The sequence below is a fragment of the Acinetobacter sp. YH16056_T genome (assembly GCF_024605895.1).
GTDB classification, from domain to species: Bacteria; Pseudomonadota; Gammaproteobacteria; order Pseudomonadales; family Moraxellaceae; genus Acinetobacter; species Acinetobacter amyesii.
On the sequence record NZ_CP094545.1, the window covers coordinates 676,452 to 690,454 of the forward strand.

Below are 14,003 nucleotides of genomic sequence, written 5' to 3' on the forward strand. Positions count from 1 at the left end.
CGTTTTTTCGTTATTTTATAAAGGTTAAGTCATGTCTAATTTATTTAAGTCAGGCCTCGTGCTCGGGGTGTGTCTGCTGTCTCCAACGTGGGCGTTTGCAGCCATTAAAGAATATCATCTGAATATTGATGAAAAGACCATCAATTTGACTGGTAAAGCGGTCAAGAAAATCAGTGTCAATGGTCAGTTTCCAGCCCCTTTACTGGAGTTTGAAGAAGGCGATGATGCGGTCATCTATGTGCATAATCAGCTCAAAAAACAAAATACCTCGGTGCATTGGCATGGTCTATTGCTGCCCGGTTTAATGGATGGTGTACCCGGCTTTAATGGTTTCAATGAAATACAGCCGGATTGTAGCTTTACTTATAAATTTAAAGTCCGTCAAAGCGGAACGTATTGGTATCACGCGCATTCCAAAGGCCAAGAACAAGACGGATTGTATGGCGCTTTGGTAATTTATCCGAAAGGTAAACAAGCACTTGCCGTACATGAACAGACGCAACGTGATTATGTGGTCATGCTGTCGGATTTTCATGAATCATCTAGCGCTCAGATCATGGCAAATTTGAAAAAGTCTGCCGAATACTATCAAAATCAACGTGAAACAGTTTCAGATGTATGGACGCAAATTAAACGAACGGGTTTAAAAAACACTTGGCAAGATCGTTCGATGTGGAATCAGATGCGTATGCTGAAAACGGATTTGTCTGATGTCACGGGTTATACGTTTTTAGTGAATGGCAAAACACCACAGCAGAACTGGACGGGGATGTTTAAGCCCAATGAAAAAGTCAGACTTCGTTTTGTAAATGCTGCGGCTATGTCGTTTTTTGATGTGCGTATTCCTCAGCTCAAAATGACGGTGGTCAGTGCAGACGGTCAAGCGGTCAAACCAGTCGATGTTGATGAATTCCGTATTGGTGCAGCGGAAACCTACGATGTGATCGTAGAGCCTAAGTCTGCGCATTATCAGATTGAAGCTGAATCGATTGATCGGACAGGATTTGCGATAGGCACTTTACATGATGAAACGCAGCCTCAGCACTCAGGCATTCACATGCCAAAAGCTCGACCACGCGCTTTGTTGACCATGGAAGATATGGGCCATGGTTCAATGTCAGGTATGGATCATAGCAATATGGGACATACTACTACAGGCTCAACCCAAACTTCAGCAATCCAGCAAGCGAATGCTCATGAGCACAACGCGCATACTGAAAATCAGTCAAAGATTCAGCCGAATCAAGTACATGATCATGCTGCAATGGGGCATGACATGGACCATTCTCCAGTGACTGCGCATACTACTATGCAGCATCCAGATATGCATAAACAGAATATGTCTGATTCAGCGCATGCCAATATGGATCATAGTGTGATGGATCATTCATCCATGAAACATGATACGCATACAGCGATGGAGCATGCACAGTCTAAAGAGGAGACGCGTGCAGTTGAAAATTCAGCAACGGTTATGGGTTGGGCCAATGCTTCTACTCCTGTCGGTGATAAGGCACTGCAATATAGTGACTTAAAAGCATTAACCCCGCAGCCTGATACACGTGAACCGACGCAAGACTTGGTCATTCATTTGGGTGGAACAATGGAACGCTATATGTGGACCATGAATGGCAAAAAATTCAGTGAAGCTGAACCACTAAAGGTGAAATATGGTGAGCGAATCCGACTGAAATTTGTCAATGACAGCATGATGGCGCATCCGATGCATTTACATGGCATGTTTATGCAATTGGAAAATGGGCAAGTGTCTTCTGAAATGCCAAATAAACATACGGTGATTGTGCCGCCGGGGAAAACTGTCACGGCTCTGTTAACGGCCAATGAATTAGGGGAATGGGCGATTCATTGTCACTTGCTGTATCACATGTCCGCAGGGATGATGAATAAACTTGTGGTCGCAAATGTCGCGGAGAATACTAAAACAGCATCTGTGCCGAAAAAGGAGGTGTCTCATGCGCATCATTAAACCATGCACATATACAGTACTGGGTTTAGCTTTGGCATCTGTCACTCAAATGACCATGGCGCAAGATGCACATCACAGCATGCTGATGTCAGCTCAACATGAGTCGCATTCCTCACATGATTCGTCGCATCAAGAGATACAAACAGCGATTGAATCGAGCCAGATAGAGCATACTGCAGAACATGCAGAACATGCAGAACATGCAGAACATGCAGAACATGCAGAACATGCAGAACATGCAGAACATGCAAATGCATCATCTATTGCGTCACGTGCTGCTTCTGCGCAGCATCCTGTTGATCATAAGCGTGAACATGGTGGACAGATTTATCAAGCGACTGAGATCGACAGTCGATGGCTCAATAATGCCGATGGTCGTGGAAGTTTAAAGACTGAAATTGAGAGTCGAATCGGGACCGATGAAAATAAGCTCTTCATCAAACTACATGCCGATAAAGCAGAATCTCAAGACGCTGATTATGCGGCTCAAGTGATGTATAGCCGTATGATCTCTGACTTTTGGGATGCGCAAATTGGCGCACGTTATCGTGTCGATGAACATCAAGTGACGGACAAAGAACAGTTAGATGCTGCGGTGGGTCTGCATGGTCTGGCACCGTATTTCTTTGAAACCGATGCTTATCTATATTTTGGTACAGATAATCAGGTCAGTTTTTCTTTAGAAACCGAACGTGATCTGCTGCTGACGCAAAAATTGATTTTAAAGCCGTATCTGAACCTAGATGTGGTGCTGAGTGATGATTCTGCCTATGCACAAAAAACAGGACTCAGTTCTGTATGGTTAGGGCTAGAAACACGCTATGAAATCAATAAAAAGCTGATGCCCTTTATCGATGTCGCTTACAGCTATGAAAAAGGAAATCAGCATACGGCACGGCAAGCTGAAACTGGAAGTGAAAAACAATGGTGGTATGGCGTAGGACTTCGTCTGAAGTTCTAACAGTCAAATAGGCCAAATAAAGAGGGCATCATCAACAGGTTTTGGTGATGCCTTTTTTATTTCTGAATTTGTCCTTTGAACAGACATGCTATGTTTTGGCGCAAATCATCAGCACTAGAGTTTTACTCAACTGAATAACGCCCTGAATTTGGTCAAAAAATGTAAAGACTGCACTAAAATTCAGCATATTTGCTATACTGAGAAAATATTCGGAGGAACGACCTCCCTTACATCTTTGTTCAAAGCCAGTAAGAGAAATCGTCAGGACGACCTGACTCTATTAATATGGAGGAAGGCATCATGGCTTGGGTTGTTCTGGTATTCGCTGGTATTTTTGAAATCGTTTGGGCCTATTCGATGAAGCTCTCAGAAGGCTTTACAAAACTTGGCCCAAGTTTAGTTACTTTATTTTTTATGATCCTGAGCTTTGGTTTATTGGCCTATGCCATGAAAACGTTGCCTCTGGGAACAGCTTATACCATTTGGACAGGAATCGGCGCGATTGGCTCATTCCTCGTGGGTATTTTTATACTCGGTGAGCCTGCAACTGCCATGCGGATGTTAGCCGCAGTACTGATCATTTCGGGTCTAATCTTGATGAAATTATCTTCAAGTTAATATGTTCTAAAGCACAGCGGTCATTGATCCCTGTGCTTTTTTTATGGGTAAAAATATGGCTTGGGTTTTATTAATTGTAGCGGGATTGCTTGAGGTGGTTTGGGCCTATTGTATGAAAGTCTCTGAAGGCTTTAGCAAACTGACGCCAAGTATTTTGACCATCGTTTTCATGATCGCAAGTTTCGCTTTATTGTCTTATGCAATGAAATCCTTACCGCTGGGTACAGCCTATACGGTGTGGACAGGGATTGGTGCAGTGGGTTCATTTATCCTCGGCATCGTTGTATTGGGTGAGCCTGCCAATGCCATGCGCATGCTAGCTGCGGTACTGATTATTTCAGGACTGGTCTTGATGAAATTATCGTCCTCCTGAATAATGAAGTGCTGCGATTTTGAGCTTGGAGTATGTCATGCAACTTTCTTATCAGTTTTTAGATTCACCCGTTGGACAATTAAAACTTGTTGCACATGAAACCGCATTGGTGGCTGTCCTTTGGGAAAATGAAAACCCTAATCGTGTGCGATTGGCGGCTTTGGTTGAAGATCGGCAACACCCGATTTTGCTCAAAACTGCACAGCAATTAAATGAATATTTTGCAGGTAAAAGACAGCAATTTGACTTGCCGCTAGACTTTGAAGGTACCGCATTTCAGCAACAAGTTTGGCAAGCTTTACTGACAATTCCTTTTGGTGAAACTCGCAGTTATAAACAAATTGCAGAGCAGATCGGCAATGTCAAAGCCGTACGTGCTGTCGGTGCAGCCAATGGTAAAAATCCAATTTCAATTATTGCACCCTGCCATCGTGTCGTGGGGGCAAATGGAAAATTAGTGGGTTTTGCAGGTGGTCTAGAAAATAAAGAAATATTGTTAAAAATTGAGAAATTACAATAAAATATAAAATATACTTATTTAAAATAATGAATCAAATCAATGAATATTTCTCAAATTTTTGCACCCCTCATTTCGACGTTGTGGTGGCTAATTCCATTGTTACTGATTGTGGGGGCAATCAAAGCATTTAAACCTTATTTAAAGGGGAAAATGGGGGAGTTTGCTGTCGCCGTTCATGTCAAACTTTATTTGAAAGACCATTATATATTGTTAAATGATTTGACCTTACCAGATGGCGAGGGAGCTACGACTCAGATTGATCATCTTCTTTTAAGCCCTTTTGGTGTGTTTGTGATTGAAACTAAAAACTATAAGGGCTGGATTTTTGGGAGCGAGAGACAAAAACAATGGACGCAAAAGATTTATAAAAAAAGTTTTAAATTTCAAAATCCGATTCACCAAAATTATAAACATATGAAAGTGTTAGAGCAGGTGTTGAGCGATATTGTGGATAAAGACAATATGCATTCTGTGATTGTTTTTATGCCTGAAGCGGTGTTTAAAACAGAGATGCCGCCGAATGTATTTCTGGGTACAGCTTGGGTGGACTATGTTCAAACTTTTCAGCAACCGGTGATCTCTGAAATGAAACTTAAACGAATACAGTTGCGTTTAGAAAAAGAAATTTTAGAAAAATCGTGGAAAACAAATCGACAGCACGTTGAAGATTTAAATCAACGGCATAATTCATAAATTTCCTGTATGCTGTGGATTGTGAACAGTATCTGACTGATAAAAATAGACGGACAATAACAATGAACGACACGCTGCAACATCTTTATGAATCGACTTTAGATCATCCTGAGCAATACCAAGACTTTTATCAGCAACTTTTAGCTAGCCAAGTGTATTGTTTGGGTGAGCGTGATGCTGAGCAGCATTTACATTTTCAATTGATGGAAACGGAGCAGGGCGAGCAAGCCATTCCATTCTTTCTGAGTCTTGCGATGCTTCAACAGGATGTTGGCGCAGATGCAGAATTTGTCATGATCAGTGCTGAAAAATTATTTGCGATTACCAAAGGCGCAAGCTTGGTGATGAACCCGACTTCGGAACATCCGAAAGAGTTTTTGGCAGATGAGATCGACGCAATTTTAGAGTTTGCTAAACAACAAAGCCTTTGAACACTGTAGGTGTGATCAAAGGCTCTGCGGCTACGCTGAGATATGTGCTTTAAAACTTACATACCAGCTTTGAGTTTTTCCACGATTTCATCGAGTGGTTTGACACGTTTTACTTCATCCCAAAGGACTTTGGCTTCTGGGTAATGTTTCGACATCATGCCGAGCCATTGTTTATAACGACCGACCATATTCATTTCTTTTTTATACGAGCCATTTAAGAAACGAATTTGTAATCCAAGTAGTTCATGCCATGTAATCAGCGGTTCATCGGTATTACGACGGATACACTGTGTAATGTCAGGAGTGGTCACCGCAGCACGACCAATCATTAGGTCTTCACAACCAGATTCGAGTTGGCACTGTTTGGCATCGGCATTATTCCAAATTTCACCGTTGGCAATCACATTGATTTTCAATGCTTCACGAATGGGTTGCAACTGATCCCAAAAGGCAGGCGGGGTATAACCATCGGCTTTGGTTCGCGCATGGACTGTAACCCATGCAGCTCCGGCATCTTCGATGGCATGCGCATTTTCCATTGTGAAGTTACGGTCCATATAACCCAAACGCATTTTTGCTGATACAGGAATATGACTCGGAACGGCGTCACGCACAGCTTTGACTAGCTCATACACCACTTCAGGTTCATCTAGCAGAACTGAACCACCACGGTGGCGGTTGACGGTTTTTGCAGGGCAACCAAAGTTCATATCAATTGCAGGGGCACCAAGTTCTACTGCGCGTACAGCATTTGCCGCGAGCATAGTGGGATTGTTACCTAAGAACTGCACATGAACCGGTGTTCCTGCTACAGTTTTGCCTGCATTGTTTAGTTCAGGACAATAGCTATGATAAATATGATCGGGCAGGACAGAGTCCGTGACACGGATAAACTCGGTTACACACCAGTCAAAACTCCCCACATGCGTCAACACATCTCGCATAATTGGATCGGTTAAGCCTTCCATCGGCGCAAGAACAAGTTTCACGGTCACACAGCCAAAAATTGAAAAACGGAGTTATACGTGGTTTTGAAAGGGATGTCTAGGTTTTGTGCTTCTGGTGATGCGGAATACGAAATCACAAGATTTTATGTAATTATTTGGTGAAATTAGGACCAAAGTCGTAAAGTCTTGACTGACATAAAACTTAAACAATAAAATGAGTAAATACAGATGGATAGTAATAATAAGAAGATGGCTTTTACTGTTGTTTTTTAATGGAATCAACAACATATACTGTGCTTGAATCTTTTAAGATTTCATGTATGATGGCTGCAACTAGAAAAAAAGTATTGTTTCGTAAATTTTCTTTAAGTATCGCAGTGTTAGTCATAATCCTTCGTTTTTTACAGAAATGAAGTTCAATTCTTTATTATTTTCCAAGTTATAGTCAGTCATCATCCAATGGCTAAATCAACAAATTAATAGGTATTATTATGTCTAATACAGTTACTGGTACAGTTAAATGGTTCAACGAAACTAAAGGTTTCGGTTTTATTGCACAAGACAACGGTCCTGACGTTTTTGCTCACTTCAGCGAAATCACTGGTTCTGGCTTCAAAACTTTGCAAGAAGGCCAAAAGGTTTCTTTCAGCATCGCTCAAGGTCAAAAAGGCCCGAATGCTGTAAACATCGTTGCTCTATAATTTAGACGTAATGAAAAAAAAAGCGCTGTATAGCGCTTTTTTTATGCCTGTTATTTCTGTGTGAATAATCAAGCTATAAAAAAGAGAGCCGTAGCTCCCTTCTTGATAAAACTTACTTTTTGATAAAATATTAAATCGTTTCATCGTCGACTTAGCGGCCCAAAACCATTTCTAAAATAAACTTAGATCCAATAAAGCCAACTGCCAAGAGACAAAAACCAATAATGGTAAAGCGAATAGCTTTTTGACCACGCCAGCCAAATCGATAGTGTCCAATGAGCAAAGCACCATAGACGAACCATGAAATAATGCTAAAGGCAGTTTTATGCGCCAAATGCTGTGCAAAGAAGTTATCGATGGTGAAGAAACCAAACCCAAGCGCCACGGTCAGTAGTGCAAATCCAGCAATCAATAAATCAAATAGCAAAGATTCCATGGCTTGGAAGGATGGAAGCAGGCTCACCCATACACGCTTTTTCTGTTTGTTTTTCAGTTCACGGTCTTGTAAACGCAAAATAACCGCTTGAATAGTTGCCATCAGCAGGACGGCATACGCGGAAAGTGACAAGATGATATGGATGTCTAAACCCAGTGAATGTTGTTCTATAAATTGATTTTGTCGACTAAATGCAAAGCCTAAAATCAACCCCGTCGCTGCCACAGGAATACCCAACAGGTTCATTGCCAGCACAGGTCGATAGGTACTAAATAACACACTGAGCAATAGCATGAGACCTGAAGTAAATGACATCAGGTTGAACACGTCATAGTTCACACCCATAGGCGTCAACATGTCGTTATATAAAACACCTGCATGCAATAACATGCCTAAACCAAGTACAACACCAATAAACCAATGGTTCGGCGCACGTTTAGACATTAAATGGCTGAATAAATACCAAAAAGACGTGGTATAAGCGATTAATGCTAGGATCGTGTAAACCAAGGGGAGACTGATCATGTCAAACCTTTTTCAGGATGTTGAATATTCATTTATATAAATTCTGCAAGAACTAAAGTATCCTATAGCATTCTATGCATAAATTTTCTATTTTAAGAAACAATTTTTTGCTCATGGCTATTTTAAGCGGATTTTGCAATGTTTGATACCTTAACAGAACGACTCACGCAGAGTTTAAGAAATGTTACTGGCTCAGGGCAGCTAACCGAAGACAATATTAAAGATACGTTACGCGAAGTACGTATGGCACTTCTTGAAGCCGATGTTGCGTTACCTGTAACTCGTGAATTCATCGCGAAAGTTAAGGAAGAAGCATTGGGCCAAGAAGTGATGACTCAGTTATCACCGGGGCAGGCTTTCGTCAAAATCGTTCATGACGAATTGACCAAAATGATGGGTGAGGCGAATGAAAGCCTAGACCTAGCGGCAAAACCACCAGTTGTTGTACTTCTTGCAGGTTTACAAGGTGCGGGTAAAACAACCACTGCGGCAAAACTTGCACGTTTCTTACAAGAACGTCAAAAGAAAAAAGTAGCAATGGTGTCTGCCGACGTTTATCGTCCAGCAGCGATTAAGCAGCTACAAACGGTTGCAGGTGAAGTTGGCGCGATTTTCTTTGAATCAAGCGCAGACGAAAAACCGATTACCATCGCAAATCGTGCGATTGAGCAAGCAAAAATTCAATTTGCTGATGTCTTGATTGTCGATACAGCAGGTCGTTTACATGTAGACGACGAAATGATGGATGAAATTAAAGAGCTTCATGCAGCGATTAAGCCGACTGAAACATTGTTCGTGGTTGATGCCATGACTGGTCAGGATGCGGCGAATACGGCAAAAGCCTTTAATGATGCCTTACCTTTAACAGGTGTGATCCTGACAAAAACGGATGGTGATGCACGTGGTGGTGCAGCACTTTCTGTTCGTGCCATTACTGGTAAGCCAATCAAATTCTTGGGTATGGGTGAAAAACTCGATGCCCTAGAGCCATTCCATCCTGAACGTATCGCACAGCGTATTTTGGGTATGGGTGACGTACTTTCTTTGGTCGAAGAAGTTGAACGTAAAATCGACAAAGAAAAAGCCGAAAAAATGGCAAAAAAACTGCAAAAAGGCGGTAGCTTCAACTTTGAAGATATGCTGATGCAGTTTGAACAAATGAACAAAATGGGCGGCATGATGGGCTTCCTGGATAAACTTCCAGGCATGAGCAACTCAGGGATTCAAGATGCAATTGCACAAGCAAATCCTGAAAAGCAAGTGAAGAAAATGGAAGCGATTATTCAATCGATGACCATTAAAGAACGTCGTAACCCAGACTTGATGAATCCAAGCCGTAAAAAACGTATTGCAGCAGGCTGTGGTATGGATGTTGCAGAAGTGAATAAACTCATCAAGCAACATGCGCAAATGGCGAAAATGATGAAGAAATTTGCCAACCCAACGGGTATGGCAAAAATGATGAAATCATTAGGCAATATGCAAAAACAATTTGGCGGCGGTGGCATGGGTCCATTGTTCGGCAGTAAAGATCCGAAGTAATTTGGACTTAAAAAAAGGCGCATTTAGCGCCTTTTTTTATGGCTGCAATTTGACGAGACTGTGCGCTCAAGCAAAGTGATCGAGTGCATTTGATAGCAAGTACTGGATGAAGGAATCTTGCTATACCAGCAGATAGATACCGAACTGAGCTAAATCATTACAAAAAGATGCCAAATTGACATTGAGACCATGTTAGTGAAAGGTTTAAAACAGAGGTGAAAATTTGCCGAACTGCAAATTGAACGCTCCACCAAAAATAATCACCTAAAATAAGAATCAAATCATGAATACACCGCATACGCCAGAAAGCCAAAAGATCTATATTGTTCATGGTCATGATGCATCACCGAATGATCATTGGTTTCCTTGGTTGGGACGAAAGCTGCAAGAAGCAGGACATTATTCTCGACGCATCGTGATGGCAAATGCAGCACAACCTGATTTTGACCATTGGCAGAAATTTCTAGCGTTGCAAATGCCTGATTTGGATGAAAATACCATTGTGATTGCACATGGTTTGGGGTGCTTAACCACGCTGCATTATCTCAATCAATATTTTGAACAGCATGGCACACGGATTAAAGCGGGCGTTTTTGTATCGGGTTTTAAAAGTAGTTTACCGACACAGCCTGAATTAACTGCATTTATTCAACGTGCAAAAATGGATAGCGGTGTTTTACAGACCTATATGCCGATTTGTATCAGTCTGATTTCATCCAATGATCCTATTGTGCCGCCACCGGTTGCGATCCAATTGGGCAATTTTATAAATGCACAAATTTATGAAGTGAAAGAAGCAGGGCATTTCACAGCAAAAGATGGCTTTTCTGAGATTCCACAACTGTGGCACGTGTTAAAGCCGATTTTAACGGCTTAGCTAGGTTCTGTGCGCGTGTTTTATAGATCGCGTGTTTTGTCGATAAGGTATTTAGTGAAGACTGAGATTGCAATCATGCAATTGAAGAGAAAAAAGGCGCAATCTGCGCCTTTTTGTTTGTTCGAATTATTGATAGATCAGTCGAGTTCTAAAGCAACACGTTCACGAATGTCGTCAATGTCGTCATTGGCTTCGCGACCATCTTCTTGCCATGCTTTATAGCCACCAACATATTCACCATCGGTATCGACGACATATTCAGCCGCAATTTTTCCTGAGGCATACCATAAGCGATAAGCGTCATTGCCATTTTCATCGACTTTATACGCTGCGCCACGTTGTCCTGTTGGATAAAACTCTTCGCCGTGGATGCTCACGCCATCTTGGTTTACAAAGGTTGATTCTACTTTGCCGTTTTTGCGATAAAGTGTTACTGGGCCTTCAATGTCACTGCCACTGAAACTAAATAGTTTCATCGGATCTTTGACCCAAGCAGGTGAGGATTGAGGGGTTTTGGTTTCTTGGTAAAAATCTTGGACTAAAAAATCACCTGTCGCATTACGACCTAAAAGTACACGGTAATAGCCGTCTTTGACTGGAGTCATGTAATAGCTTGAGTCAATATATGATACGCAGCCGCAGTAATCAGGATTATCTTCATCTCCAAAATAGCCCAAAACTGCTTCAGAGGTGCTGAGCTGTGATTTGATTTCGGCAGGGATTTTAGAGTTGGCTAGATTTTGTGTCGTGGTACAACCGCCGAAGAATAATGTAGAGGTGAGCAGGCTTAAACCCAGTAAATTTTTAAATTTCATATCTATACTCTTCGTCTTATATTCTATCTTGAAAGACATTTTTAAATTATAAAGTTGCTGATGTATCTGTCGATCATCGCAGGCTATTGTAATTCGTTGGGCGAAAAAAGGTCATGAATCGCGATACAATTTGTAATTATGCTTGTATGAAATGATTGTAAAAAAAGCGTGATGACCATTGATCATCATGCTTTCACAGTTTGTTATCAAATAAATGGCTAAACTACACGCCATTTACATAACTTTGTAGGCCTCGAAGCAGCAAATCCGCTTCGACAGCCGGCTGATATTGTTCTAAATAGCGTGCAAATAGCGCAGCATCGCCACCGGTTAAAATTAACCGACTTGGATATTTATCGAGAACCTTTTCAATGGTGCTGACCAAGCTGAGCAAGATGCCATGATGAACAGCGTCTATGGTGTTTTTACCAGGAGACAGCTCATCAAAGGTGGCATCTGGAATTTTAATGCCTTTGGTGTTTTGGATGAGCGAATCACGTTGCAAATACAAATTTGGCAAAATATAGCCGCCTAAATGTTGTAAGCCATCCGTTAAGTCAATGGTGAGTGCCGTGCCACAGCTAATGACACAGTATTTTTGTGTAGGGTCTTTGACCACTGCGAGCATTTGCAGCCAACGGTCGATCCCGAATTTACTGGTGTCTTCATATGCACAGCGTAAGCCCGCATATTCGGCATGTACTTTGGCAATAGTGACAGGAACGGCTAAAAATTTAAGAATTTTTTGAATCCGATCATTATTTTTTTTGTCGAGTACCGAGGAAATCCCGACCTGACCTAAGTCCAAACTTTTAAAGTGCTGGATTAAACCGAGTAGGAGTTCGGCAGGCGACTGTAAATGCAGTTCCGCAGCATGCTCTATAATTTGATCGTGTTCGGTAATCCAGTATTTCAGCCGGGTATTACCGACATCGAGCCATAATTTTTTCATCAGTAGGCCTTTGCAATCCTGTTTTATGATTGATCTGCTAAACGTAAGCGACCTTGGAAATGATTTTCTAAGTGCTGCGAAGTTTGGATGTTGATCGAACCATCATTTTCAATACCGAGAAAGCGGCCTTGGCTTTTGCCTTGCAGGTGTTCAAGTTCAACGGGCTGTTGCATAAATGCAGCATAATGGTTGAATCGTGCAGCGAGGTTATAGCAGTTATGATCGAACCATTCACCTGCAAGTTGAATCGCGGCATAGAGTTCAGCGATTAACTGTAAACGGTTTGGCGAGTGAAGTCCGAGTTCAGATAACGAGGTTGCACGTTGCTCAATTCCTGTGGATGGAATCGGAAATAAGTTCATCCCAACGCCAACAATTGCTTGATGTGGCGAAATCGGTTCAATCAAAATCCCGCCCCATTTGCCTTGTGGGCTATATAGGTCATTGGGCCATTTCACTTGTAAAGGGAGATTTTGCAAACTTGGCATTTGCAAGATATTTAAGGCAATTTCAAGTGCAAGCCGTCCATCTATTGCTGTCTGTAAATTCAGCAATGTGCTTAAATAGATATTACCAACGGGTGAGACCCATTGATGATCGCGTTGCCCACGGCCTTGAGTCTGTTGTTCACTGCATACCAAAACATGTTGAATGCCTTTTTTGGCAATCTCACGGACATCGTCATTGGTCGATGTGGTAATGGGCTTCAGTAATAAAACTTCAGGCGGTTCAGGTACTGTGCTCAGCAATTGCTGTAAGTGTCTGGTCTCTAAATCCATTTGAATCTGAGAGTTGTGGAATAATATTGATGGAGTTAATCATATATTTACTGATTGGTGCAATCGCTGGTTTCGCTGCGGGGCTATTTGGTGTAGGCGGTGGCCTGATTATTGTGCCAATTTTATTCATTGTCTTTACCCAACTTCAGTATGACCCCAGTGTGATTATGCACATGGCGGTGGGCACGTCTTTGGCCACGATTATTGTGACCTCACTCAGTTCGGTTTCGGCTCATCATAAAAAAGGTGCAGTGCTGTGGAATGTCTTTCGGAATTTGGCACCGGGTTTGGTGATCGGTTCATTTCTCGGTGCAGGCATTGCAGATTATCTCTCAGGGCAGGGTTTGCAACTGTTAATCGGCTTTTTTGCAGTCTGGGTGGCCTTTAAAATGTTTCGCGGTGCTGCGACACCTGTCGATCCGAATAAACATTTACCCTCACAAGCCATGCAAATGGCAGCAGGCGGTGGCATTGGGATTGCCTCTGCGATCTTCGGAATTGGTGGTGGCAGCTTAACCGTCCCGTATTTGAATAAAAATGGCGTCATTATGCAAAAAGCAGTCGCAACGTCTGCTGCATGTGGTTTACCGATTGCGATTGCAGGGGCACTCGGCTTTATGTGGTTTGGTCATCAAGCCGATATCGTGGTTCCCAATACCATTGGCTATATCCATATTTATGCATTTATCGGGATTAGTGTAATGAGCTTCATCACTGCGAAATTGGGTGCGAAAGTGGCTCATATGTTGTCGCCATTTATGCTAAAGCGTTGTTTTGCATGTTTATTAACAACAGTCGGCTGCTATTTTATTTACCAAGGTGTGCAAGCCTTTGGCGCATGATTGT

The 14,003-nt window shown here is 42.0% G+C and carries 16 protein-coding genes; 11 read left to right on the top strand and 5 right to left on the bottom strand.

Going from position 1 to position 14,003, the window contains the following annotated elements:
- Window positions 1–31 precede the first annotated feature (31 nt).
- From MST17_RS03305 to MST17_RS03335, 7 genes are all read left to right on the top strand, one after another.
- Window positions 32–1,987, top strand: coding sequence for a multicopper oxidase domain-containing protein (locus MST17_RS03305; protein ID WP_180026912.1), 1,956 nt, complete (start codon window positions 32–34; stop codon window positions 1,985–1,987).
- Window positions 1,974–2,948: a copper resistance protein B gene (locus MST17_RS03310; protein ID WP_180026911.1), complete on the top strand. Its 975-nt coding sequence runs from the start codon at window positions 1,974–1,976 to the stop codon at window positions 2,946–2,948. Before MST17_RS03305 ends, MST17_RS03310 begins: the two co-directional genes overlap by 14 nt.
- A gap of 300 nt (window positions 2,949–3,248) precedes the next feature.
- Entirely contained in the window at window positions 3,249–3,566 is a 318-nt protein-coding gene (locus MST17_RS03315) for a multidrug efflux SMR transporter (RefSeq protein WP_078191168.1), read from the top strand.
- A 55-nt stretch (window positions 3,567–3,621) separates the two neighbouring features.
- Entirely contained in the window at window positions 3,622–3,939 is a 318-nt protein-coding gene (gene sugE, locus MST17_RS03320; RefSeq protein ID WP_078191206.1) for a quaternary ammonium compound efflux SMR transporter SugE, read from the top strand.
- Between the two features lie 37 nt (window positions 3,940–3,976).
- Window positions 3,977–4,459, top strand: coding sequence for a methylated-DNA--[protein]-cysteine S-methyltransferase (locus tag MST17_RS03325; RefSeq protein WP_180026910.1), 483 nt, complete (start codon window positions 3,977–3,979; stop codon window positions 4,457–4,459).
- A 39-nt stretch (window positions 4,460–4,498) separates the two neighbouring features.
- The gene (locus MST17_RS03330) at window positions 4,499–5,152 is read left to right on the top strand and encodes a nuclease-related domain-containing protein (RefSeq protein ID WP_180026909.1); all 654 of its coding nucleotides are present in this window, start codon (window positions 4,499–4,501) and stop codon (window positions 5,150–5,152) included.
- Between the two features lie 62 nt (window positions 5,153–5,214).
- The gene (locus MST17_RS03335) at window positions 5,215–5,583 is read left to right on the top strand and encodes an SseB family protein (RefSeq protein WP_078191165.1); all 369 of its coding nucleotides are present in this window, start codon (window positions 5,215–5,217) and stop codon (window positions 5,581–5,583) included.
- Between the two features lie 56 nt (window positions 5,584–5,639).
- Here MST17_RS03335 and MST17_RS03340 read toward each other — a convergent pair whose 3' ends face one another.
- The gene (locus MST17_RS03340) at window positions 5,640–6,572 is read right to left on the bottom strand and encodes a tRNA-dihydrouridine synthase (protein ID WP_180026908.1); all 933 of its coding nucleotides are present in this window, start codon (window positions 6,570–6,572) and stop codon (window positions 5,640–5,642) included.
- A gap of 449 nt (window positions 6,573–7,021) precedes the next feature.
- Between MST17_RS03340 and MST17_RS03345 the strand changes: the two genes are divergently transcribed.
- Window positions 7,022–7,231 carry a cold-shock protein gene (locus MST17_RS03345; protein WP_067761877.1) on the top strand — a complete coding sequence of 70 codons (210 nt, stop codon included), beginning with the start codon at window positions 7,022–7,024 and terminating at the stop codon, window positions 7,229–7,231.
- 151 nt (window positions 7,232–7,382) lie between these two features.
- Here the strand turns inward: MST17_RS03345 and MST17_RS03350 are convergent, their stop codons facing one another.
- A complete protein-coding gene (locus tag MST17_RS03350) occupies window positions 7,383–8,192 on the bottom strand; it encodes an inner membrane protein YpjD (protein WP_078191164.1) in 810 nt (269 codons plus the stop codon).
- Window positions 8,193–8,330: 138 nt separating this feature from the next.
- Here MST17_RS03350 and ffh point away from each other — a divergent pair, with 138 nt between their 5' ends.
- Window positions 8,331–9,734 carry a signal recognition particle protein gene (gene ffh, locus MST17_RS03355; RefSeq protein WP_078191163.1) on the top strand — a complete coding sequence of 468 codons (1,404 nt, stop codon included), beginning with the start codon at window positions 8,331–8,333 and terminating at the stop codon, window positions 9,732–9,734.
- A 283-nt stretch (window positions 9,735–10,017) separates the two neighbouring features.
- Complete coding sequence (locus MST17_RS03360) at window positions 10,018–10,611, top strand: alpha/beta hydrolase (protein ID WP_180026907.1); 594 nt, start codon at window positions 10,018–10,020, stop codon at window positions 10,609–10,611.
- Between the two features lie 137 nt (window positions 10,612–10,748).
- Here the strand turns inward: MST17_RS03360 and MST17_RS03365 are convergent, their stop codons facing one another.
- From MST17_RS03365 to MST17_RS03375, 3 genes are all read right to left on the bottom strand, one after another.
- On the bottom strand, window positions 10,749–11,426 hold the full coding sequence (locus tag MST17_RS03365; RefSeq protein ID WP_180026906.1) for a hypothetical protein: 678 nt from the start codon (window positions 11,424–11,426) through the stop codon (window positions 10,749–10,751).
- A gap of 223 nt (window positions 11,427–11,649) precedes the next feature.
- Entirely contained in the window at window positions 11,650–12,378 is a 729-nt protein-coding gene (locus MST17_RS03370) for a type III pantothenate kinase (RefSeq protein WP_180026905.1), read from the bottom strand.
- A gap of 23 nt (window positions 12,379–12,401) precedes the next feature.
- Complete coding sequence (locus tag MST17_RS03375; protein WP_180026904.1) at window positions 12,402–13,157, bottom strand: biotin--[acetyl-CoA-carboxylase] ligase; 756 nt, start codon at window positions 13,155–13,157, stop codon at window positions 12,402–12,404.
- Window positions 13,158–13,186: 29 nt separating this feature from the next.
- Here MST17_RS03375 and MST17_RS03380 point away from each other — a divergent pair, with 29 nt between their 5' ends.
- Entirely contained in the window at window positions 13,187–13,999 is an 813-nt protein-coding gene (locus MST17_RS03380) for a sulfite exporter TauE/SafE family protein (protein WP_180008514.1), read from the top strand.
- The last annotated feature ends 4 nt before the right edge of the window (window positions 14,000–14,003 follow it).

Coding starts and splice junctions, on each gene's coding strand:
- MST17_RS03325 (WP_180026910.1), top strand. CDS start 3,977: ATGCAACTTTCTTATCAGTTTTTAGATTCACCCGTTGGACAATTAAAA.
- MST17_RS03305 (WP_180026912.1), top strand. CDS start 32: ATGTCTAATTTATTTAAGTCAGGCCTCGTGCTCGGGGTGTGTCTGCTG.
- MST17_RS03365 (WP_180026906.1), bottom strand. CDS start 11,426: ATGAAATTTAAAAATTTACTGGGTTTAAGCCTGCTCACCTCTACATTA.
- MST17_RS03360 (WP_180026907.1), top strand. CDS start 10,018: ATGAATACACCGCATACGCCAGAAAGCCAAAAGATCTATATTGTTCAT.
- MST17_RS03370 (WP_180026905.1), bottom strand. CDS start 12,378: ATGAAAAAATTATGGCTCGATGTCGGTAATACCCGGCTGAAATACTGG.
- MST17_RS03350 (WP_078191164.1), bottom strand. CDS start 8,192: ATGATCAGTCTCCCCTTGGTTTACACGATCCTAGCATTAATCGCTTAT.
- MST17_RS03345 (WP_067761877.1), top strand. CDS start 7,022: ATGTCTAATACAGTTACTGGTACAGTTAAATGGTTCAACGAAACTAAA.
- MST17_RS03375 (WP_180026904.1), bottom strand. CDS start 13,157: ATGGATTTAGAGACCAGACACTTACAGCAATTGCTGAGCACAGTACCT.
- MST17_RS03310 (WP_180026911.1), top strand. CDS start 1,974: ATGCGCATCATTAAACCATGCACATATACAGTACTGGGTTTAGCTTTG.
- MST17_RS03315 (WP_078191168.1), top strand. CDS start 3,249: ATGGCTTGGGTTGTTCTGGTATTCGCTGGTATTTTTGAAATCGTTTGG.
- MST17_RS03380 (WP_180008514.1), top strand. CDS start 13,187: ATGGAGTTAATCATATATTTACTGATTGGTGCAATCGCTGGTTTCGCT.
- ffh (WP_078191163.1), top strand. CDS start 8,331: ATGTTTGATACCTTAACAGAACGACTCACGCAGAGTTTAAGAAATGTT.
- sugE (WP_078191206.1), top strand. CDS start 3,622: ATGGCTTGGGTTTTATTAATTGTAGCGGGATTGCTTGAGGTGGTTTGG.
- MST17_RS03330 (WP_180026909.1), top strand. CDS start 4,499: ATGAATATTTCTCAAATTTTTGCACCCCTCATTTCGACGTTGTGGTGG.
- MST17_RS03335 (WP_078191165.1), top strand. CDS start 5,215: ATGAACGACACGCTGCAACATCTTTATGAATCGACTTTAGATCATCCT.